Below are 24,915 nucleotides of genomic sequence, written 5' to 3'. Positions count from 1 at the left end.
ATATTACTACGTAGCGTCAACAAAGTGTTGTATTTAAGGAATAATATTACCATCTGGATTATTATCTAAAGGATCAATAATAGTATTTGGAGCCGGGGCTTCATTTGTGGTATCGACAATTAAAGCGCCATCATTAATTAATCCGTTAATAATGACCCCATCTTCATTGCTGCTATATATTGATGATAGTTCGATTCCATCGAGAATAATTTGTTGTTCAAAGACATCATCACCATTTGCATCAATACTAATAGTGGTAGATCCATTAGCTTCAGTAATGTTTAGCAAATCTTCTAAAGATGAGTACTCTTCGTTCACGAGTATGTCACTTAAATCAAGCTTATCTTCGCTTACGTTGAAGTCGGTAATATGGTCAGCACCAAATTCACCTTGTTGCCAGACGAAGGTGTCATTGCCACTATCGCCACGCATGATGTCATCACCTAGACCTCCTATTAGGGTGTCATTGCCTTCACCGCCTCTAAGTCCATCATTATGGCTGCCACCATCGATATTATCGTCTCCTGTATGACCATAAAGAATATCGGAGCCTGATTGACCGAATATAGAATCATTGCCACTACCTCCATTGACCGCATCTACTTGTGCTGAAGTAACGTCCTCTGTAAGTAATAATCCATTAGTATCTATTATGCTATCGGCGCCCGAAAGTGTGCCTGTCATGATGTGATGAGTATCAATTTCTTCGGAAGTTAACTCAAGTTCATCATCTGATTGATAATTAGTTGATCCTGTTGCACCCGCATAAATAGTGTCATTTCCTTTACCTGTTTCGATATGGTCATGACCCTCACTACTGCTTATAATTTGCTTATTATTCTGATTAAAGCTAGTAAGGTTGCTGCCATTATCTGTAATCAAATTACCATCAGAGTTAGTTATTTGTCCGAATAAGCCTCCACCGAAACTAACATTGAGCTGTTTCTGAGTGCCATTTTCTCCATCTAATACAATAATTTCATCGGCTAAGTTTGAGCCTTCTACGTTGAGATTATCAGACGTGGAAGTAGGAACTCCTTGTACATTAACCAAGCTAACGTCTATGGAAAGTGTTGCACTTGATTCATCGCCGTCGGAATCTCTAATTGTATAAGTGAAAGTTTCTACGGCATTGTCAGGGATAAGGTTATTATCCATGGTGACATCGTAACGATAGCTACCATCGGTATTGATAACCAAGTTACCGTATGTGCCTGTGATCACAGCACCTATATTTCCAACGATGCTCGTATCACTTTGATCCCCAGTCTCCACACCAACCACAACCGTATCAACATCTGCTCCTGTAATATCATTATCAATGACATTACCTTCGATATACGGTAACTCGTATCCATTACCTGCAACCATTCTTATAACTAAATCGTAGCTTGTTGCGGCATTTTCTTCAGTATAAATGGAAGTTACCACATCACCATTTTCATCTATAAAACCAATAACTTGAATGGTGTAAAGCTCGCCTTCATAGTTAAACGTTACATTGGTTTGTTCGATAGTTACAATATCATCAGGATTTGGTCCGTTATTTGGCGTTTCATTGTGAGCTAAATTCAGGGTTAATGTTACAGGTGTGACAACACCAAAGGCGTCTATGACATTAAATACCACATCCATCGAGGCCCCTGTTATGGAGCTTCCTGAGTATATGGGATAGTTATAATGAGTAAAGGTTCCTAAAACAATATCCTGATTAAGAGCAAGTTCACCGTTTAAAGCTGTGTCATTATCAATGAAGCCATATCCAGATTTCAGACCTGCAGTTACAGGATTACCCCAACGTATTTGATCGAATTCACTATCGTTATCTTCTCCGCCATTACCGATATCACCGTCATAACGGACAATATTAGCGCCACCAATTGTCGAGAGCCAAGTTGCTTGCACACCACCTATAATAGCGAATGAATCTTCAAGTACCTCAATGGTGACGTTATCATTTGTTGCTTTTGAAAAGTCATCATTAATTCCGGCAGATAATGTTGCTGAGGCACTATCACCATCTATATCGTAAGCAGTTATTTGGAAATTATCAGATAGTGACTCACTATTTGATCCAGTATGATTTTGTGCGCTATTTATGGAGTAATTATAATCAAGTAAACCATCGTTATAACCAGTAATCGTTAACGTTCCATACTCCCCTGCAATCACAATTGGGTTAGCTGCAGAAGCTACGAGCAATGAAGCGAGTGTTAATGTGGTCGTATTAAGCCCATTTCGAATTTCAAGACGGTCTAAGCCATCATTAACTTCTATATTTGTTGAACCACTTGCTAATGTTTGCCCGTTATTTACAAAGCCAGTACCATCAGCTAAGGCAGATTCATCGACTAGAAGCACATCGGGGGTATTGATGATGACGTCTTCATCAAGTCCAATAACATTGATAGTGACAGTAGCGGTATCTATTGCTCCATATTCATCGGTAATCGTATAAGTGAAACTGTCAGTTGTGACTTCACCTGCAGATAAATTACGGAATGCATTATTGGCATTATAGCTATAGGTACCATCGCTATTAATTGTCAATAACGCGCCACTTGGGAGAGTTATTACTTCTCCATCAACTAAATTGTCGCCATTGACATGGCTTATTGTGAACGTATGACCTTGAGCATCAATATCATTTGCTAATAAGCCTTCAGAGATTTCTGTGATGCTTAATGTTGCGTTTTCATTGACAACATAAGCATCTACCAGTGCAGGTCCTGTGACAGTGACAGAGTCTAAGTAGTAGTCTGAGGAGTCAGTGAGCTGTGGCCCTCCATTTGCTTCACTAATAGTTGGTGCAGCTTCAAATACCAGCTGGTCAAATACAAGGCTGCCAGTATTAATTGTAAATGTGCCGGTTGTGCCACTAGTTGTTGAAAAGGTTTCGGTTGCGACCAATTGACCATTGTAATAAGCGTACCAAGTACCTTGCTCACCACTATTTTCATCAGCAAACATTCTAGAAACACTAAAGGTTGCTTCATTGACTAGACCATTGAAATCAATAACAATTGCTTCTGAAGTACCAGTTGCAGAATCATATTCAATTTGATTCTCTACTTGATCTGTAGACCTTGGTGAGCCCCCGACACCTAATTGATTGGTTCCATCGTTATAAGTAAGTGTTCCAGTGCTGCCGTCAGCATTTCTGGCGCTAATCACAAAATCAGCTTCGCCATTTGAGTTTACCGAGCTAACCCAACCGTTGGATGAGTCTGCAGTGGTAGAAAAAGTGGTCCCTACAGCATCATCGACAGCATCAACAGTGTTTATGGTAGCAGTATCAGAAACAAGTGTTGATTCATTACCTGCTGCATCAGTTTGAGAAATACTAACGGTGATAGTTTGCCCTTCAGCAGGTACATCTTCACTCCACGTTATTACGCCATTATTATATGAAAAATCGATTCCAGGAGGTGTGCCGTCAAGGTTAACTAATTGACCATTTTCAAGCTGAAGCTCGAACGTAATTGTAGAACCGTTAATCAAGGTTGTGATGCTGACATACCCGCCAGCAACTAAATCAGCATCATCAACATTTGCTTGAACTTGAATGCCTGATCCATTTGCGTTTATTTCATTTTGATTAAGCCATGTATCACCAGGTAATCCGTCATCTGTAATTAAAATAGTAGGAGTATTAGGCGCATTGGTATCCACGGCGGTGTTATCACTGTTACCGCTACCGAGGTTATCGGCTACATCGGTGTAACTGTCATCGGCGACCGACACAGTAACATCACCTTCAACGCCATCATTAATGGCTAAATCGGCGGTCCATAACGTTGGATCTGTCGGGTCTTGCACCAGGTTACTGATACTGCCGTTAGTGACCGCGACATCAGTGGCGTCAAAGCCTTTGGGGGTTTCAGAGAACTGGAAGCTGACGGTGCATCATCATTGATGGTGACGGTCATGGTCGGTGCATTGGTATCCACGGCGGTGTTATCACTGTTACCGCTACCGAGGTTATCAGCTACATCGGTGTAACTGTCATCGGCGACCGACACAGTAACATCACCTTCAACGCCATCATTAATGGCTAAATCGGCGGTCCATAACGTTGGATCTGTCGGGTCTTGCACCAGGTTACTGATACTGCCGTTGGTGACCGCGACATCAGTGGCGTCAAAGCCTTTGGGGGTTTCAGAGAACTGGAAGCTGACGGTGCCATCATCATTGATGGTGACGGTCATGGTCGGTGCATTGGTATCCACGGCGGTGTTATCACTGTTACCGCTACCGAGGTTATCGGCTACATCGGTGTAACTGTCATCGGCGACCGACACAGTAACATCCCTTCAACGCCATCATTAATGGCTAAATCGGCGGTCCATAACGTTGGATCTGTCGGGTCTTGCACCAGGTTACTGATACTGCCGTTGGTGACCGCGACATCAGTGGCGTCAAAGCCTTTGGGGGTTTCAGAGAACTGGAAGCTGACGGTGCCATCATCATTGATGGTGACGGTCATGGTCGGTGCATTGGTATCTACGGCGGTGTTATCACTGTTACCGCTACCGAGGTTATCGGCTACATCGGTGTAACTGTCATCGGCGACCGACACAGTAACATCACCTTCAACGCCATCATTAATGGCTAAATCGGCGGTCCATAACGTTGGATCTGTCGGGTCTTGCACCAGGTTACTGATACTGCCGTTGGTGACCGCGACATCAGTGGCGTCAAAGCCTTTGGGGGTTTCAGAGAACTGGAAGCTGACGGTGCCATCATCATTGATGGTGACGGTCATGGTCGGTGCATTGGTATCCACGGCGGTGTTATCACTGTTACCGCTACCGAGGTTATCGGCTACATCGGTGTAACTGTCATCGGCGACCGACACAGTAACATCACCTTCAACGCCATCATTAATGGCTAAATCGGCGGTCCATAACGTTGGATCTGTCGGGTCTTGCACCAGGTTACTGATACTGCCGTTGGTGACCGCGACATCAGTGGCGTCAAAGCCTTTGGGGGTTTCAGAGAACTGGAAGCTGACGGTGCCATCATCATTGATGGTGACGGTCATGGTCGGTGCATTGGTATCCACGGCGGTGTTATCACTGTTACCGCTACCGAGGTTATCGGCTACATCGGTGTAACTGTCATCGGCGACCGACACAGTAACATCCCCTTCAACGCCATCATTAATGGCTAAATCGGCGGTCCATAACGTTGGATCTGTCGGGTCTTGCACCAGGTTACTGATACTGCCGTTAGTGACCGCGACATCAGTGGCGTCAAAGCCTTTGGGGGTTTCAGAGAACTGGAAGCTGACGGTTCCATCATCATTGATGGTGACGGTCATGGTCGGTGCATTGGTATCTACGGCGGTGTTATCACTGTTACCGCTACCGAGGTTATCGGCTACATCGGTGTAACTGTCATCGGCGACCGACACAGTAACATCCCCTTCAACGCCATCATTAATGGCTAAATCGGCGGTCCATAACGTTGGATCTGTCGGGTCTTGCACCAGGTTACTGATACTGCCGTTGGTGACCGCGACATCAGTGGCGTCAAAGCCTTTGGGGGTTTCAGAGAACTGGAAGCTGACGGTGCCATCATCATTGATGGTGACGGTCATGGTCGGTGCATTGGTATCCACGGCGGTGTTATCACTGTTACCGCTACCGAGGTTATCGGCTACATCGGTGTAACTGTCATCGGCGACCGACACAGTAACATCCCCTTCAACGCCATCATTAATGGCTAAATCGGCGGTCCATAACGTTGGATCTGTCGGGTCTTGCACCAGGTTACTGATACTGCCGTTAGTGACCGCGACATCAGTGGCGTCAAAGCCTTTGGGGGTTTCAGAGAACTGGAAGCTGACGGTGCCATCATCATTGATGGTGACGGTCATGGTCGGTGCATTGGTATCCACGGCGGTGTTATCACTGTTACCGCTACCGAGGTTATCGGCTACATCGGTGTAACTGTCATCGGCGACCGACACAGTAACATCCCCTTCAACGCCATCATTAATGGCTAAATCGGCGGTCCATAACGTTGGATCTGTCGGGTCTTGCACCAGGTTACTGATACTGCCGTTGGTGACCGCGACATCAGTGGCGTCAAAGCCTTTGGGGGTTTCAGAGAACTGGAAGCTGACGGTGCCATCATCATTGATGGTGACGGTCATGGTCGGTGCATTGGTATCCACGGCGGTGTTATCACTGTTACCGCTACCGAGGTTATCGGCTACATCGGTGTAACTGTCATCGGCGACCGACACAGTAACATCACCTTCAACGCCATCATTAATGGCTAAATCGGCGGTCCATAACGTTGGATCTGTCGGGTCTTGCACCAGGTTACTGATACTGCCGTTGGTGACCGCGACATCAGTGGCGTCAAAGCCTTTGGGGGTTTCAGAGAACTGGAAGCTGACGGTGCCATCATCATTGATGGTGACGGTCATGGTCGGTGCATTGGTATCCACGGCGGTGTTATCACTGTTACCGCTACCGAGGTTATCGGCTACATCGGTGTAACTGTCATCGGCGACCGACACAGTAACATCACCTTCAACGCCATCATTAATGGCTAAATCGGCGGTCCATAACGTTGGATCTGTCGGGTCTTGCACCAGGTTACTGATACTGCCGTTGGTGACCGCGACATCAGTGGCGTCAAAGCCTTTGGGGGTTTCAGAGAACTGGAAGCTGACGGTGCCATCATCATTGATGGTGACGGTCATGGTCGGTGCATTGGTATCCACGGCGGTGTTATCACTGTTACCGCTACCGAGGTTATCGGCTACATCGGTGTAACTGTCATCGGCGACCGACACAGTAACATCCCCTTCAACGCCATCATTAATGGCTAAATCGGCGGTCCATAACGTTGGATCTGTCGGGTCTTGCACCAGGTTACTGATACTGCCGTTGGTGACCGCGACATCAGTGGCGTCAAAGCCTTTGGGGGTTTCAGAGAACTGGAAGCTGACGGTGCCATCATCATTGATGGTGACGGTCATGGTCGGTGCATTGGTATCCACGGCGGTGTTATCACTGTTACCGCTACCGAGGTTATCGGCTACATCGGTGTAACTGTCATCGGCGACCGACACAGTAACATCCCCTTCAACGCCATCATTAATGGCTAAATCGGCGGTCCATAACGTTGGATCTGTCGGGTCTTGCACCAGGTTACTGATACTGCCGTTGGTGACCGCGACATCAGTGGCGTCAAAGCCTTTGGGGGTTTCAGAGAACTGGAAGCTGACGGTGCCATCATCATTGATGGTGACGGTCATGGTCGGTGCATTGGTATCCACGGCGGTGTTATCACTGTTACCGCTACCGAGGTTATCGGCTACATCGGTGTAACTGTCATCGGCGACCGACACAGTAACATCCCCTTCAACGCCATCATTAATGGCTAAATCGGCGGTCCATAACGTTGGATCTGTCGGGTCTTGCACCAGGTTACTGATACTGCCGTTGTGACCGCGACATCAGTGGCGTCAAAGCCTTTGGGGGTTTCAGAGAACTGGAAGCTGACGGTGCCATCATCATTGATGGTGACGGTCATGGTCGGTGCATTGGTATCCACGGCGGTGTTATCACTGTTACCGCTACCGAGGTTATCGGCTACATCGGTGTAACTGTCATCGGCGACCGACACAGTAACATCCCCTTCAACGCCATCATTAATGGCTAAATCGGCGGTCCATAACGTTGGATCTGTCGGGTCTTGCACCAGGTTACTGATACTGCCGTTAGTGACCGCGACATCAGTGGCGTCAAAGCCTTTGGGGGTTTCAGAGAACTGGAAGCTGACGGTGCCATCATCATTGATGGTGACGGTCATGGTCGGTGCATTGGTATCCACGGCGGTGTTATCACTGTTACCGCTACCGAGGTTATCGGCTACATCGGTGTAACTGTCATCGGCGACCGACACAGTAACATCCCCTTCAACGCCATCATTAATGGCTAAATCGGCGGTCCATAACGTTGGATCTGTCGGGTCTTGCACCAGGTTACTGATACTGCCGTTGGTGACCGCGACATCAGTGGCGTCAAAGCCTTTGGGGGTTTCAGAGAACTGGAAGCTGACGGTGCCATCATCATTGATGGTGACGGTCATGGTCGGTGCATTGGTATCCACGGCGGTGTTATCACTGTTACCGCTACCGAGGTTATCGGCTACATCGGTGTAACTGTCATCGGCGACCGACACAGTAACATCCCCTTCAACGCCATCATTAATGGCTAAATCGGCGGTCCATAACGTTGGATCTGTCGGGTCTTGCACCAGGTTACTGATACTGCCGTTAGTGACCGCGACATCAGTGGCGTCAAAGCCTTTGGGGGTTTCAGAGAACTGGAAGCTGACGGTGCCATCATCATTGATGGTGACGGTCATGGTCGGTGCATTGGTATCCACGGCGGTGTTATCACTGTTACCGCTACCGAGGTTATCGGCTACATCGGTGTAACTGTCATCGGCGACCGACACAGTAACATCACCTTCAACGCCATCATTAATGGCTAAATCGGCGGTCCATAACGTTGGATCTGTCGGGTCTTGCACCAGGTTACTGATACTGCCGTTGGTGACCGCGACATCAGTGGCGTCAAAGCCTTTGGGGGTTTCAGAGAACTGGAAGCTGACGGTGCCATCATCATTGATGGTGACGGTCATGGTCGGTGCATTGGTATCCACGGCGGTGTTATCACTGTTACCGCTACCGAGGTTATCGGCTACATCGGTGTAACTGTCATCGGCGACCGACACAGTAACATCCCCTTCAACGCCATCATTAATGGCTAAATCGGCGGTCCATAACGTTGGATCTGTCGGGTCTTGCACCAGGTTACTGATACTGCCGTTGGTGACCGCGACATCAGTGGCGTCAAAGCCTTTGGGGGTTTCAGAGAACTGGAAGCTGACGGTGCCATCATCATTGATGGTGACGGTCATGGTCGGTGCATTGGTATCCACGGCGGTGTTATCACTGTTACCGCTACCGAGGTTATCGGCTACATCGGTGTAACTGTCATCGGCGACCGACACAGTAACATCACCTTCAACGCCATCATTAATGGCTAAATCGGCGGTCCATAACGTTGGATCTGTCGGGTCTTGCACCAGGTTACTGATACTGCCGTTGGTGACCGCGACATCAGTGGCGTCAAAGCCTTTGGGGGTTTCAGAGAACTGGAAGCTGACGGTGCCATCATCATTGATGGTGACGGTCATGGTCGGTGCATTGGTATCCACGGCGGTGTTATCACTGTTACCGCTACCGAGGTTATCGGCTACATCGGTGTAACTGTCATCGGCGACCGACACAGTAACATCCCCTTCAACGCCATCATTAATGGCTAAATCGGCGGTCCATAACGTTGGATCTGTCGGGTCTTGCACCAGGTTACTGATACTGCCGTTGGTGACCGCGACATCAGTGGCGTCAAAGCCTTTGGGGGTTTCAGAGAACTGGAAGCTGACGGTGCCATCATCATTGATGGTGACGGTCATGGTCGGTGCATTGGTATCCACGGCGGTGTTATCACTGTTACCGCTACCGAGGTTATCGGCTACATCGGTGTAACTGTCATCGGCGACCGACACAGTAACATCACCTTCAACGCCATCATTAATGGCTAAATCGGCGGTCCATAACGTTGGATCTGTCGGGTCTTGCACCAGGTTACTGATACTGCCGTTGGTGACCGCGACATCAGTGGCGTCAAAGCCTTTGGGGGTTTCAGAGAACTGGAAGCTGACGGTGCCATCATCATTGATGGTGACGGTCATGGTCGGTGCATTGGTATCCACGGCGGTGTTATCACTGTTACCGCTACCGAGGTTATCGGCTACATCGGTGTAACTGTCATCGGCGACCGACACAGTAACATCCCCTTCAACGCCATCATTAATGGCTAAATCGGCGGTCCATAACGTTGGATCTGTCGGGTCTTGCACCAGGTTACTGATACTGCCGTTGGTGACCGCGACATCAGTGGCGTCAAAGCCTTTGGGGGTTTCAGAGAACTGGAAGCTGACGGTGCCATCATCATTGATGGTGACGGTCATGGTCGGTGCATTGGTATCCACGGCGGTGTTATCACTGTTACCGCTACCGAGGTTATCGGCTACATCGGTGTAACTGTCATCGGCGACCGACACAGTAACATCACCTTCAACGCCATCATTAATGGCTAAATCGGCGGTCCATAACGTTGGATCTGTCGGGTCTTGCACCAGGTTACTGATACTGCCGTTGTGACCGCGACATCAGTGGCGTCAAAGCCTTTGGGGGTTTCAGAGAACTGGAAGCTGACGGTGCCATCATCATTGATGGTGACGGTCATGGTCGGTGCATTGGTATCCACGGCGGTGTTATCACTGTTACCGCTACCGAGGTTATCGGCTACATCGGTGTAACTGTCATCGGCGACCGACACAGTAACATCACCTTCAACGCCATCATTAATGGCTAAATCGGCGGTCCATAACGTTGGATCTGTCGGGTCTTGCACCAGGTTACTGATACTGCCGTTGGTGACCGCGACATCAGTGGCGTCAAAGCCTTTGGGGGTTTCAGAGAACTGGAAGCTGACGGTGCCATCATCATTGATGGTGACGGTCATGGTCGGTGCATTGGTATCCACGGCGGTGTTATCACTGTTACCGCTACCGAGGTTATCGGCTACATCGGTGTAACTGTCATCGGCGACCGACACAGTAACATCACCTTCAACGCCATCATTAATGGCTAAATCGGCGGTCCATAACGTTGGATCTGTCGGGTCTTGCACCAGGTTACTGATACTGCCGTTGGTGACCGCGACATCAGTGGCGTCAAAGCCTTTGGGGGTTTCAGAGAACTGGAAGCTGACGGTGCCATCATCATTGATGGTGACGGTCATGGTCGGTGCATTGGTATCCACGGCGGTGTTATCACTGTTACCGCTACCGAGGTTATCGGCTACATCGGTGTAACTGTCATCGGCGACCGACACAGTAACATCACCTTCAACGCCATCATTAATGGCTAAATCGGCGGTCCATAACGTTGGATCTGTCGGGTCTTGCACCAGGTTACTGATACTGCCGTTGGTGACCGCGACATCAGTGGCGTCAAAGCCTTTGGGGGTTTCAGAGAACTGGAAGCTGACGGTGCCATCATCATTGATGGTGACGGTCATGGTCGGTGCATTGGTATCCACGGCGGTGTTATCACTGTTACCGCTACCGAGGTTATCGGCTACATCGGTGTAACTGTCATCGGCGACCGACACAGTAACATCCCCTTCAACGCCATCATTAATGGCTAAATCGGCGGTCCATAACGTTGGATCTGTCGGGTCTTGCACCAGGTTACTGATACTGCCGTTAGTGACCGCGACATCAGTGGCGTCAAAGCCTTTGGGGGTTTCAGAGAACTGGAAGCTGACGGTGCCATCATCATTGATGGTGACGGTCATGGTCGGTGCATTGGTATCCACGGCGGTGTTATCACTGTTACCGCTACCGAGGTTATCGGCTACATCGGTGTAACTGTCATCGGCGACCGACACAGTAACATCACCTTCAACGCCATCATTAATGGCTAAATCGGCGGTCCATAACGTTGGATCTGTCGGGTCTTGCACCAGGTTACTGATACTGCCGTTGGTGACCGCGACATCAGTGGCGTCAAAGCCTTTGGGGGTTTCAGAGAACTGGAAGCTGACGGTGCCATCATCATTGATGGTGACGGTCATGGTCGGTGCATTGGTATCCACGGCGGTGTTATCACTGTTACCGCTACCGAGGTTATCGGCTACATCGGTGTAACTGTCATCGGCGACCGACACAGTAACATCCCCTTCAACGCCATCATTAATGGCTAAATCGGCGGTCCATAACGTTGGATCTGTCGGGTCTTGCACCAGGTTACTGATACTGCCGTTGGTGACCGCGACATCAGTGGCGTCAAAGCCTTTGGGGGTTTCAGAGAACTGGAAGCTGACGGTGCCATCATCATTGATGGTGACGGTCATGGTCGGTGCATTGGTATCCACGGCGGTGTTATCACTGTTACCGCTACCGAGGTTATCGGCTACATCGGTGTAACTGTCATCGGCGACCGACACAGTAACATCACCTTCAACGCCATCATTAATGGCTAAATCGGCGGTCCATAACGTTGGATCTGTCGGGTCTTGCACCAGGTTACTGATACTGCCGTTGGTGACCGCGACATCAGTGGCGTCAAAGCCTTTGGGGGTTTCAGAGAACTGGAAGCTGACGGTGCCATCATCATTGATGGTGACGGTCATGGTCGGTGCATTGGTATCCACGGCGGTGTTATCACTGTTACCGCTACCGAGGTTATCGGCTACATCGGTGTAACTGTCATCGGCGACCGACACAGTAACATCCCTTCAACGCCATCATTAATGGCTAAATCGGCGGTCCATAACGTTGGATCTGTCGGGTCTTGCACCAGGTTACTGATACTGCCGTTAGTGACCGCGACATCAGTGGCGTCAAAGCCTTTGGGGGTTTCAGAGAACTGGAAGCTGACGGTGCCATCATCATTGATGGTGACGGTCATGGTCGGTGCATTGGTATCCACGGCGGTGTTATCACTGTTACCGCTACCGAGGTTATCGGCTACATCGGTGTAACTGTCATCGGCGACCGACACAGTAACATCACCTTCAACGCCATCATTAATGGCTAAATCGGCGGTCCATAACGTTGGATCTGTCGGGTCTTGCACCAGGTTACTGATACTGCCGTTAGTGACCGCGACATCAGTGGCGTCAAAGCCTTTGGGGGTTTCAGAGAACTGGAAGCTGACGGTGCCATCATCATTGATGGTGACGGTCATGGTCGGTGCATTGGTATCCACGGCGGTGTTATCACTGTTACCGCTACCGAGGTTATCGGCTACATCGGTGTAACTGTCATCGGCGACCGACACAGTAACATCCCCTTCAACGCCATCATTAATGGCTAAATCGGCGGTCCATAACGTTGGATCTGTCGGGTCTTGCACCAGGTTACTGATACTGCCGTTGGTGACCGCGACATCAGTGGCGTCAAAGCCTTTGGGGGTTTCAGAGAACTGGAAGCTGACGGTGCCATCATCATTGATGGTGACGGTCATGGTCGGTGCATTGGTATCCACGGCGGTGTTATCACTGTTACCGCTACCGAGGTTATCGGCTACATCGGTGTAACTGTCATCGGCGACCGACACAGTAACATCACCTTCAACGCCATCATTAATGGCTAAATCGGCGGTCCATAACGTTGGATCTGTCGGGTCTTGCACCAGGTTACTGATACTGCCGTTGGTGACCGCGACATCAGTGGCGTCAAAGCCTTTGGGGGTTTCAGAGAACTGGAAGCTGACGGTGCCATCATCATTGATGGTGACGGTCATGGTCGGTGCATTGGTATCCACGGCGGTGTTATCACTGTTACCGCTACCGAGGTTATCGGCTACATCGGTGTAACTGTCATCGGCGACCGACACAGTAACATCCCCTTCAACGCCATCATTAATGGCTAAATCGGCGGTCCATAACGTTGGATCTGTCGGGTCTTGCACCAGGTTACTGATACTGCCGTTGGTGACCGCGACATCAGTGGCGTCAAAGCCTTTGGGGGTTTCAGAGAACTGGAAGCTGACGGTGCCATCATCATTGATGGTGACGGTCATGGTCGGTGCATTGGTATCCACGGCGGTGTTATCACTGTTACCGCTACCGAGGTTATCGGCTACATCGGTGTAACTGTCATCGGCGACCGACACAGTAACATCCCCTTCAACGCCATCATTAATGGCTAAATCGGCGGTCCATAACGTTGGATCTGTCGGGTCTTGCACCAGGTTACTGATACTGCCGTTAGTGACCGCGACATCAGTGGCGTCAAAGCCTTTGGGGGTTTCAGAGAACTGGAAGCTGACGGTGCCATCATCATTGATGGTGACGGTCATGGTCGGTGCATTGGTATCCACGGCGGTGTTATCACTGTTACCGCTACCGAGGTTATCGGCTACATCGGTGTAACTGTCATCGGCGACCGACACAGTAACATCCCCTTCAACGCCATCATTAATGGCTAAATCGGCGGTCCATAACGTTGGATCTGTCGGGTCTTGCACCAGGTTACTGATACTGCCGTTGGTGACCGCGACATCAGTGGCGTCAAAGCCTTTGGGGGTTTCAGAGAACTGGAAGCTGACGGTGCCATCATCATTGATGGTGACGGTCATGGTCGGTGCATTGGTATCCACGGCGGTGTTATCACTGTTACCGCTACCGAGGTTATCGGCTACATCGGTGTAACTGTCATCGGCGACCGACACAGTAACATCACCTTCAACGCCATCATTAATGGCTAAATCGGCGGTCCATAACGTTGGATCTGTCGGGTCTTGCACCAGGTTACTGATACTGCCGTTGGTGACCGCGACATCAGTGGCGTCAAAGCCTTTGGGGGTTTCAGAGAACTGGAAGCTGACGGTGCCATCATCATTGATGGTGACGGTCATGGTCGGTGCATTGGTATCCACGGCGGTGTTATCACTGTTACCGCTACCGAGGTTATCGGCTACATCGGTGTAACTGTCATCGGCGACCGACACAGTAACATCACCTTCAACGCCATCATTAATGGCTAAATCGGCGGTCCATAACGTTGGATCTGTCGGGTCTTGCACCAGGTTACTGATACTGCCGTTGGTGACCGCGACATCAGTGGCGTCAAAGCCTTTGGGGGTTTCAGAGAACTGGAAGCTGACGGTGCCATCATCATTGATGGTGACGGTCATGGTCGGTGCATTGGTATCCACGGCGGTGTTATCACTGTTACCGCTACCGAGGTTATCGGCTACATCGGTGTAACTGTCATCGGCGACCGACACAGTAACATCCCCTTCAACGCCATCATTAATGGCTAAATCGGCGGTCCATAACGTTGGATCTGTCGGGTCTTGCACCAGGTTACTGATACTGCCGTTGGTGACCGCGACATCAGTGGCGTCAAAGCCTTTGGGGGTTTCAGAGAACTGGAAGCTGACGGTGCCATCATCATTGATGGTGACGGTCATGGTCGGTGCATTGGTATCCACGGCGGTGTTATCACTGTTACCGCTACCGAGGTTATCGGCTACATCGGTGTAACTGTCATCGGCGACCGACACAGTAACATCCCCTTCAACGCCATCATTAATGGCTAAATCGGCGGTCCATAACGTTGGATCTGTCGGGTCTTGCACCAGGTTACTGATACTGCCGTTGGTGACCGCGACATCAGTGGCGTCAAAGCCTTTGGGGGTTTCAGAGAACTGGAAGCTGACGGTGCCATCATCATTGATGGTGACGGTCATGGTCGGTGCATTGGTATCCACGGCGGTGTTATCACTGTTACCGCTACCGAGGTTATCGGCTACATCGGTGTAACTGTCATCGGCGACCGACACAGTAACATCCCCTTCAACGCCATCATTAATGGCTAAATCGGCGGTCCATAACGTTGGATCTGTCGGGTCTTGCACCAGGTTACTGATACTGCCGTTAGTGACCGCGACATCAGTGGCGTCAAAGCCTTTGGGGGTTTCAGAGAACTGGAAGCTGACGGTGCCATCATCATTGATGGTGACGGTCATGGTCGGTGCATTGGTATCCACGGCGGTGTTATCACTGTTACCGCTACCGAGGTTATCGGCTACATCGGTGTAACTGTCATCGGCGACCGACACAGTAACATCCCCTTCAACGCCATCATTAATGGCTAAATCGGCGGTCCATAACGTTGGATCTGTCGGGTCTTGCACCAGGTTACTGATACTGCCGTTGGTGACCGCGACATCAGTGGCGTCAAAGCCTTTGGGGGTTTCAGAGAACTGGAAGCTGACGGTGCCATCATCATTGATGGTGACGGTCATGGTCGGTGCATTGGTATCCACGGCGGTGTTATCACTGTTACCGCTACCGAGGTTATCGGCTACATCGGTGTAACTGTCATCGGCGACCGACACAGTAACATCCCCTTCAACGCCATCATTAATGGCTAAATCGGCGGTCCATAACGTTGGATCTGTCGGGTCTTGCACCAGGTTACTGATACTGCCGTTAGTGACCGCGACATCAGTGGCGTCAAAGCCTTTGGGGGTTTCAGAGAACTGGAAGCTGACGGTGCCATCATCATTGATGGTGACGGTCATGGTCGGTGCATTGGTATCCACGGCGGTGTTATCACTGTTACCGCTACCGAGGTTATCGGCTACATCGGTGTAACTGTCATCGGCGACCGACACAGTAACATCCCCTTCAACGCCATCATTAATGGCTAAATCGGCGGTCCATAACGTTGGATCTGTCGGGTCTTGCACCAGGTTACTGATACTGCCGTTGGTGACCGCGACATCAGTGGCGTCAAAGCCTTTGGGGGTTTCAGAGAACTGGAAGCTGACGGTGCCATCATCATTGATGGTGACGGTCATGGTCGGTGCATTGGTATCCACGGCGGTGTTATCACTGTTACCGCTACCGAGGTTATCGGCTACATCGGTGTAACTGTCATCGGCGACCGACACAGTAACATCACCTTCAACGCCATCATTAATGGCTAAATCGGCGGTCCATAACGTTGGATCTGTCGGGTCTTGCACCAGGTTACTGATACTGCCGTTGGTGACCGCGACATCAGTGGCGTCAAAGCCTTTGGGGGTTTCAGAGAACTGGAAGCTGACGGTGCCATCATCATTGATGGTGACGGTCATGGTCGGTGCATTGGTATCCACGGCGGTGTTATCACTGTTACCGCTACCGAGGTTATCGGCTACATCGGTGTAACTGTCATCGGCGACCGACACAGTAACATCCCCTTCAACGCCATCATTAATGGCTAAATCGGCGGTCCATAACGTTGGATCTGTCGGGTCTTGCACCAGGTTACTGATACTGCCGTTAGTGACCGCAACATCAGTGGCGTCAAAGCCTTTGGGGGTTTCAGAGAACTGGAAGCTGACGGTGCCATCATCATTGATGGTGACGGTCATGGTCGGTGCATTGGTATCCACGGCGGTGTTATCACTGTTACCGCTACCGAGGTTATCGGCTACATCGGTGTAACTGTCATCGGCGACCGACACAGTAACATCCCCTTCAACGCCATCATTAATGGCTAAATCGGCGGTCCATAACGTTGGATCTGTCGGGTCTTGCACCAGGTTACTGATACTGCCGTTGGTAACCGCGACATCAGTGGCGTCAAAGCCTTTGGGGGTTTCAGAGAACTGGAAGCTGACGGTGCCATCATCATTGATGGTGACGGTCATGGTCGGTGCATTGGTATCCACGGCGGTGTTATCACTGTTACCGCTACCGAGGTTATCGGCTACATCGGTGTAACTGTCATCGGCGACCGACACAGTAACATCACCTTCAACGCCATCATTAATGGCTAAATCGGCGGTCCATAACGTTGGATCTGTCGGGTCTTGCACCAGGTTACTGATACTGCCGTTAGTGACCGCGACATCAGTGGCGTCAAAGCCTTTGGGGGTTTCAGAGAACTGGAAGCTGACGGTGCCATCATCATTGATGGTGACGGTCATGGTCGGTGCATTGGTATCCACGGCGGTGTTATCACTGTTACCGCTACCGAGGTTATCGGCTACATCGGTGTAACTGTCATCGGCGACCGACACAGTAACATCACCTTCAACGCCATCATTAATGGCTAAATCGGCGGTCCATAACGTTGGATCTGTCGGGTCTTGCACCAGGTTACTGATACTGCCGTTGGTGACCGCGACATCAGTGGCGTCAAAGCCTTTGGGGGTTTCAGAGAACTGGAAGCTGACGGTGCCATCATCATTGATGGTGACGGTCATGGTCGGTGCATTGGTATCCACGGCGGTGTTATCACTGTTACCGCTACCGAGGTTATCGGCTACATCGGTGTAACTGTCATCGGCGACCGACACAGTAACATCACCTTCAACGCCATCATTAATGGCTAAATCGGCGGTCCATAACGTTGGATCTGTCGGGTCTTGCACCAGGTTACTGATACTGCCGTTAGTGACCGCAACATCAGTGGCGTCAAAGCCTTTGGGGGTTTCAGAGAACTGGAAGCTGACGGTGCCATCATCATTGATGGTGACGGTCATGGTCGGTGCATTGGTATCCACGGCGGTGTTATCACTGTTACCGCTACCGAGGTTATCGGCTACATCGGTGTAACTGTCATCGGCGACCGACACAGTAACATCACCTTCAACGCCATCATTAATGGCTAAATCGGCGGTCCATAACGTTGGATCTGTCGGGTCTTGCACCAGGTTACTGATACTGCCGTTAGTGACCGCGACATCAGTGGCGTCAAAGCCTTTGGGGGTTTCAGAGAACTGGAAGCTGACGGTGCCATCATCATTGATGGTGACGGTCATGGTCGGTGCATTGGTATCCACGGCGGTGTTATCACTGTTACCGCTACCGAGGTTATCGGCTACATCGGTGTAACTGTCATCGGCGACCGACACAGTAACATCACCTTCAACGCCATCATTAATGGCTAAATCGGCGGTCCATAACGTTGGATCTGTCGGGTCTTGCACCAGGTTACTGATACTGCCGTTAGTGACCGCGACATCAGTGGCGTCAAAGCCTTTGGGGGTTTCAGAGAACTGGAAGCTGACGGTGCCATCATCATTGATGGTGACGGTCATGGTCGGTGCATTGGTATCTACGGCGGTGTTATCACTGTTACCGCTACCGAGGTTATCGGCTACATCGGTGTAACTGTCATCGGCGACCGACACAGTAACATCACCTTCAACGCCATCATTAATGGCTAAATCGGCGGTCCATAACGTTGGATCTGTCGGGTCTTGCACCAGGTTACTGATACTGCCGTTGGTGACCGCGACATCAGTGGCGTCAAAGCCTTTGGGGGTTTCAGAGAACTGGAAGCTGACGGTGCCATCATCATTGATGGTGACGGTCATGGTCGGTGCATTGGTATCCACGGCGGTGTTATCACTGTTACCGCTACCGAGGTTATCGGCTACATCGGTGTAACTGTCATCGGCGACCGACACAGTAACATCCCCTTCAACGCCATCATTAATGGCTAAATCGGCGGTCCATAACGTTGGATCTGTCGGGTCTTGCACCAGGTTACTGATACTGCCGTTGGTGACCGCGACATCAGTGGCGTCAAAGCCTTTGGGGGTTTCAGAGAACTGGAAGCTGACGGTGCCATCATCATTGATGGTGACGGTCATGGTCGGTGCATTGGTATCCACGGCGGTGTTATCACTGTTACCGCTACCGAGGTTATCGGCTACATCGGTGTAACTGTCATCGGCGACCGACACAGTAACATCCCCTTCAACGCCATCATTAATGGCTAAATCGGCGGTCCATAAGGTTGGATCTGTCGGGTCTTGCACTAGGTTACTGATACTGCCGTTAGTGACCGCGACATCAGTGGCGTCAAAGCCTTTCGGGGTTTCAGAGAACTGGAAGCTGACGGTGCCATCATCATTGATGGTGACGGTCATGGTCGGTGCGTTGGTATCCACGGCGGTGTTATCCACGCCTTGACTATCGGTGGCAATGCCCGAAGCATTACCGGCGGCATCAATGATCTGAGCGGTGACATCCACCTGGGTTTGGCCATCAACGACCGCCACTTCAATGGCTTGACCATTATCAAGCATCGCTTGGGTCACTAGACCGTTAAAGAGTTCGTTGCCGTTGCCATCAGTAATAATTAGCGTGTCACCGATTTCGCTGCCAGCGGCTAAGGTCACTGTGGCGGTGACGGTGCCATCAGCGCCAATTTCATCGCTGCTGTAAATGCCATCGCTGCCCATACCTTCAAATTCAACAGCAAGGGTCGGCGCAATAGTATCAATATCACCAGAGTCTTCTGCAATGGCGGTGTTGCCTGCTGGATCTGTAACAGTCGCTTCGACGGTATAATCGCCTTCAGCAATCGGTGCAGGGACTTCTATTTCATAGGTGCCATCTTCATTGACGATAGTTTCTAAAACTTGTTCAACACCTTCGCTATCAACCACGGTAACCGCCACAGTGCTACCAGGTTCTGCATCAGTGGTTCCGGTGATAAGTGGCGTATTATCTGAAGTATCATCTGGTGCTACAACAGTAATTACCGGGGCAGTAGAATCAACATCACCAGTGTCTTCAGCTACGGCGGTGTTGCCTGCTGGGTCGGTAACAGTCGCTTCGACGGTATAATCGCCTTCAGCAATCGGTGCAGGGACTTCTATTTCATAGGTGCCATCTTCATTGACGATGGTTTCTAAAAGTTGTTCAACACCTTCGCTATCAACTACGGTAACCGTTACTGTGCTACCTGGTTCAGCATCAGTGGTACCAGTGATAAGTGGCGTGGTATCTGAAGTGTCATCTGGTGCTTCGACAGTAATAACGGGTGCTGTTGTGTCAACATCACCGGTGTCTTCTGCAATGGCTGTGTTACCTGCTGGATCGGTTACAGTCGCCTCGACGGTATAATCGCCTTCAGCAATCGGTGTTGGTACTTCTATTTCATAGGTGCCATCTTCGTTGACGATGGTTTCTAAAACTTGTTCAACACCTTCGCTATCAACTACGGTAACCGTTACTGTGCTACCTGGTTCAGCATCAGTGGTACCAGTGATAAGTGGCGTGGTATCTGAAGTGTCATCTGGTGCTTCGACAGTAATAACGGGTGCTGTTGTGTCAACATTACCGGTGTCTTCTGCAATGGCTGAGTTACCTGCTGGATCGGTTACAGTCGCCTCGACGGTATAATCGCCTTCAGCAATCGGTGTTGGTACTTCTATTTCATAGGAGCCATCTTCATTGACGATGGTTTCTAAAACTTGTTCCACACCTTCGTTATCAACTACGGTAACGGTGACTGTGCTACCTGGCTCAGCATCAGTGGTACCAGTGATAAGTGGCGTGGTATCTGAAGTGTCATCTGGTGCTTCGACAGTAATAACAGGTGCTGTTGTGTCAACATCACCGGTGTCTTCTGCAATGGCGGTGTTGCCTGCTGGATCGGTTACAGTCGCCTCGACGGTATAATCGCCTTCAGCAATCGGCGTTGGTACTTCTATTTCATAAGTGCCATCTTCATTGACGATGGTTTCTAAAACTTGTTCCACACCTTCGTTATCAACTACGGTAACGATGACTGTGCTACCTGGCTCAGCATCAGTGGTGCCAGTGATAAGTGGTGTAGTATCTGAAGTATCATCTGGTGCTTCGACAGTAATAACGGGTGCTGTAGTGTCAACATCACCGGTGTCTTCTGCAATGGCGGTGTTGCCAGCAGGATCGGTTACAGTCGCCTCGACGGTATAATCGCCTTCAGCAATCGGCGTTGGTACTTCTATTTCATAGGTACCATCTTCATTGACGATGGTTTCTAAAACTTGTTCAACACCTTCGCTATCCACGATGGTAACGGTGACTGTGCTACCTGGCTCAGCATCCGTGGTACCAACAATTGTTGGTGTATTATCGTTTGTATTGTCTGGTGCAGTGACTGTAATTACTGGCGCTGTTGTATCAAGAATGGCCGAATCGCTCCCTTCAGGGCTAACATTACCTGCGCTATCTATTATGGTTGCGACAACTTCAATCGCTTCACCTTCATTAGGTGCAGGTAGTGTTAAATCAACTGAGCCATTATCGATATTTTCTTGTGTCAGTATTATTTCTTGGCCGTTGACGACTAATGTATCGCCAACTTGTGCACCTGTTTCAGTTAAATCAATGGTAACTGAAACTTCTGTATTTCCAGCCAATTCATCTTCGTTGATAATACCGTCGTTATTTGCATCTGTATTAATGACAACACCAGGAGCGCCATCAGCAACAGGGGTAACCTCAATGGTGAGTGTTGCTGTAACATTGGTGTTCGTTGTATATGTGATTACTGGAACTTGACCATTCCAGTCAGCTGCAGGTGTAAATGAATAGCTACCGTCGCTATTTAAAACTAACACACCTTCTTCTAAAGTGACTGAATTACCAGCATTATAGGTTTCACCATTAACGTCAAAACTGACAACACTTAGTACATCATCAATATCGGTATCGTTATCTAGAACATTGCCTTCAGCAACGGTATCTTCAGCCACTATGATACTGTCATTTATAGCTTCTGTAGGAATGTCATAATCTTCAGTGGATGTGGCAGTACCTTTAACACCGTCATCACCATAACCATAAACAATGCCATCAATGACAGTGTCTGGATCATTTAGCAAATCACTTGCTGCCACTTCTACAGAGAAAGTTCCGTCTGCCTGCATAATTGCTTGGTACTCTTGACCATTGATGGTCAGCATAATAATACCAGTAGTAATTGCTCCTTCAGATGTCACTGTACCCGTTATGGTAATTAAACCTGTAGCTTCATCAGGCGTAAGTAGATTATCGCCAGTGACAGGGTCAATATCTAAGGTTATAGCGGTATTATCAGGTAGGTCATTATCATAAATACGCAATGTCGCTTGGGTGTCACCAAGTACAGCATTCGTCACATTTGATAGGTTAATTAGGGCGAATTCAGGACTATCTTCAACGATTAAATCATCTGTGATCGGCACAGTAATATAGGCAGTTGTTTCTCCGGGCAAGAAGGTTATAGTGCCACTTACATTAGTGAAATCTTCACCAAACAATGCCGTTAATTGCTCAGAGCTATAATCTAGAGTAATAATTTCGGAGCTTGGCTGACTTAATGTTAAGGTGAAAACAGCGAACTCCATTCCCTCTACGACAACTGCATAATCGATATCCACAACAGGCAAATTTGTCCCGTTGCCATCGTTATCAAAAATGGCAAATTCTAATTCTTCGTCATATACATTTTCGCCAGTCACTATGGCATTAAAATATTCAGTGGGTTCCACCAAAGCATCATCAAATATAGGTACTCGAATGATAATACTGTTATTGCCGCCTTCTAGAGTAAACCCGAAAATAGGACGTGCTAAATCACCACTTGAATCTATGGCACTAACGACCATAGTTTGCCAAGTAATGCCGCCGTCATTTGAATACTCTAAAGGTACTAAGTAATCATCAGCATATTCGGCAATAGGGTAACCAAGTTGCTCACTGAGTAATTCACTAGTAAAGGTGATGAATAACTCTTGGTCAGTCTCAAAGGTTAATTCACTATTTATGGTGAATTGATTGAAACCAACGTCTTCAAATACATCTGGTATATCAGCAGATAAATGTGACTTAAATTGGTCTTGTGTCGCTGAGGTAACATCTCTGAATACAGTCCAATCTTCAACACGGTAATCAAGACTTAAACCTTCAAGATCATACTGAGTGATGCCTTCATTAAGAATAATAACAAAATTACCATCGCCCAAATCTTGTAAAGTACCAATATCTTCAAATGCTGCACTCAAGCGAACATTACTAATAAGTAGGTTTTGGTCAACGACTTGTTGACCAACAGCGCCTTCTAATAAATCGTTTGCAGAGAATGTAATTTGACCATCAAGCTCATTGTAATTATAGGTAATTAACCCGCCAGGTACATCGAGAGTATCAACCGTACGATCGTCATGTTCATCTGGAGTTCTATCTCCAGCAATTTCATCAATCGTGTCAGCAACATGCTCCATTGCTATGGTTTCAAAGAGGTTTTGACCATCTTCTTGTCTTTCAGTATCCCGGGTAAAAATAATTCCTAATTCAGCAAGTACTTGAGAGATCATCTCTTTACCTGCAGTAGCAATATTTAATGGCTGGCCAGTTGTAGGATCAATATAGTTTGCTAATGCTTCATGTACAGATAATAAGATGTTGATATTAGTGCTATAGCTGTCATCTATGTTGACTAAGCTATTAGTATTTAGTATTCCATCATCAACACCATCGGTTAAGTCATTGTCCAAGGCTTGAAGAAAAATAGCCATGTTCTCAACATAATCCATGTTGGTATCTGACAGTAAAGTACCGGCAATATCTTGCAGGAATAAAATATCCCCTTGGATCACATCTGCACTGAACGTTGCAATAGTAACGCCACCGACCATAAAGGTTATCGTGTCACCAGGTAGGTATGCGAAAGAACCTGGAGCACCAAATTCCCCGGTAGTACCTGATAGTCCAGATGAAGTAGTGAAAGAAACACCATTGACGAAGTTATCGGTAAATTGGGCTAGATTAAAATTGTTATTGGCTAATGCATTAACACCTTCATCACCCAATGAAAGGTTAGCTGTCAGAATATTTGGCGCGTCAAAAGATGTATCAAATCCAGATTTTGCAATAGTTTCAGAACCTTCACGAGCTAATGAAGCGTAATCACTGCCACCCTCATTTCCTGCTGTCTGACCTGCTGCGGTTTCAGGTAGTTCAGCGGTAGGATCTTCACCAGATTCGATCATAGCCTGTAGGGCCTCAATCTCTGCCAGTGCATCATCATTTGCATCATTAGTTTGAACGAGTGATATATCATCAGAACTTTCTGAAATATTGTCACCATTTAAAATGGTTCCGTCTTCAAATGTTACGACGAACGCTAAGCCATCAGGAAACTGGAGTTCAGCACCAGCAGGAATTGTTTCCCCTGATTGTAAGTTTTTGGTTTCGTTATTTAGCGTAAGTGTGATCTCACCGTTTGCTGAATTTAAAACACCATTCTTTGTCGTTACTACTGAACCCATGACATTAGCTCCAAAAAAACTACATTTAACAAAATAATTACAATGCCCGCATAAATATTCACACTGATGTATTTTGTTGTTGTAAAACTGACGGAAAACATTAACCGCAATATAACAATTTTAGCACTGGCACTACCAGTGGTCAATCTTTTGGCGGTCAAGGAGGTGGCAGTAAACTCATGAAATTAAGCGAAAATAATAAAAGCTAA

The 24,915-nt window shown here is 48.7% G+C and carries 5 protein-coding genes and 1 pseudogene; all 6 read right to left on the bottom strand.

What is annotated here, in order from left to right; genetic code table 11:
• Positions 1-33: 33 nt before the first annotated feature.
• A pseudogene (locus tag FPK91_RS21000) lies at positions 34-3,843 on the bottom strand (beta strand repeat-containing protein); the annotation flags it as partial.
• Positions 3,777-4,208 (bottom strand): Ig-like domain-containing protein, encoded by a 432-nt coding sequence (locus tag FPK91_RS20995; protein ID WP_264371792.1) that lies wholly within the window; start codon positions 4,206-4,208, stop codon positions 3,777-3,779. The pseudogene FPK91_RS21000 and the gene FPK91_RS20995, both read right to left, overlap by 67 nt.
• Before the next feature lie 59 nt (positions 4,209-4,267).
• Positions 4,268-7,444: a beta strand repeat-containing protein gene (locus tag FPK91_RS11880; RefSeq protein ID WP_193559163.1), complete on the bottom strand. Its 3,177-nt coding sequence runs from the start codon at positions 7,442-7,444 to the stop codon at positions 4,268-4,270.
• Positions 7,402-10,233, bottom strand: coding sequence for a beta strand repeat-containing protein (locus tag FPK91_RS20990; RefSeq protein ID WP_193559162.1), 2,832 nt, complete (start codon positions 10,231-10,233; stop codon positions 7,402-7,404). Before FPK91_RS20990 ends, FPK91_RS11880 begins: the two co-directional genes overlap by 43 nt.
• The gene (locus tag FPK91_RS20985; RefSeq protein WP_193559161.1) at positions 10,191-12,389 is read right to left on the bottom strand and encodes an Ig-like domain-containing protein; all 2,199 of its coding nucleotides are present in this window, start codon (positions 12,387-12,389) and stop codon (positions 10,191-10,193) included. Before FPK91_RS20985 ends, FPK91_RS20990 begins: the two co-directional genes overlap by 43 nt.
• Positions 12,356-24,706, bottom strand: a complete 12,351-nt coding sequence (locus FPK91_RS20980) for an Ig-like domain-containing protein (protein ID WP_193559160.1) — start codon at positions 24,704-24,706, stop codon at positions 12,356-12,358. The genes FPK91_RS20985 and FPK91_RS20980 overlap by 34 nt, the downstream gene beginning before the upstream one ends.
• Positions 24,707-24,915: the final 209 nt, after the last annotated feature.

The organism is Shewanella donghaensis (assembly GCF_007567505.1).
Classification (GTDB): domain Bacteria; phylum Pseudomonadota; class Gammaproteobacteria; order Enterobacterales; family Shewanellaceae; genus Shewanella; species Shewanella donghaensis.
The sequence above is the reverse complement of the archived record's forward strand: the minus strand, read 5'-3'. Positions and strand labels throughout refer to the sequence as shown.

Excerpts from the sequence above, each read along its gene's own strand:
- FPK91_RS20995 (WP_264371792.1), bottom strand. The coding sequence starts at position 4,208 with ATGACCGTCACCATCAATGATGATGGCACCGTCAGCTTCCAGTTCTCT.
- FPK91_RS20980 (WP_193559160.1), bottom strand. The coding sequence starts at position 24,706 with ATGGGTTCAGTAGTAACGACAAAGAATGGTGTTTTAAATTCAGCAAAC.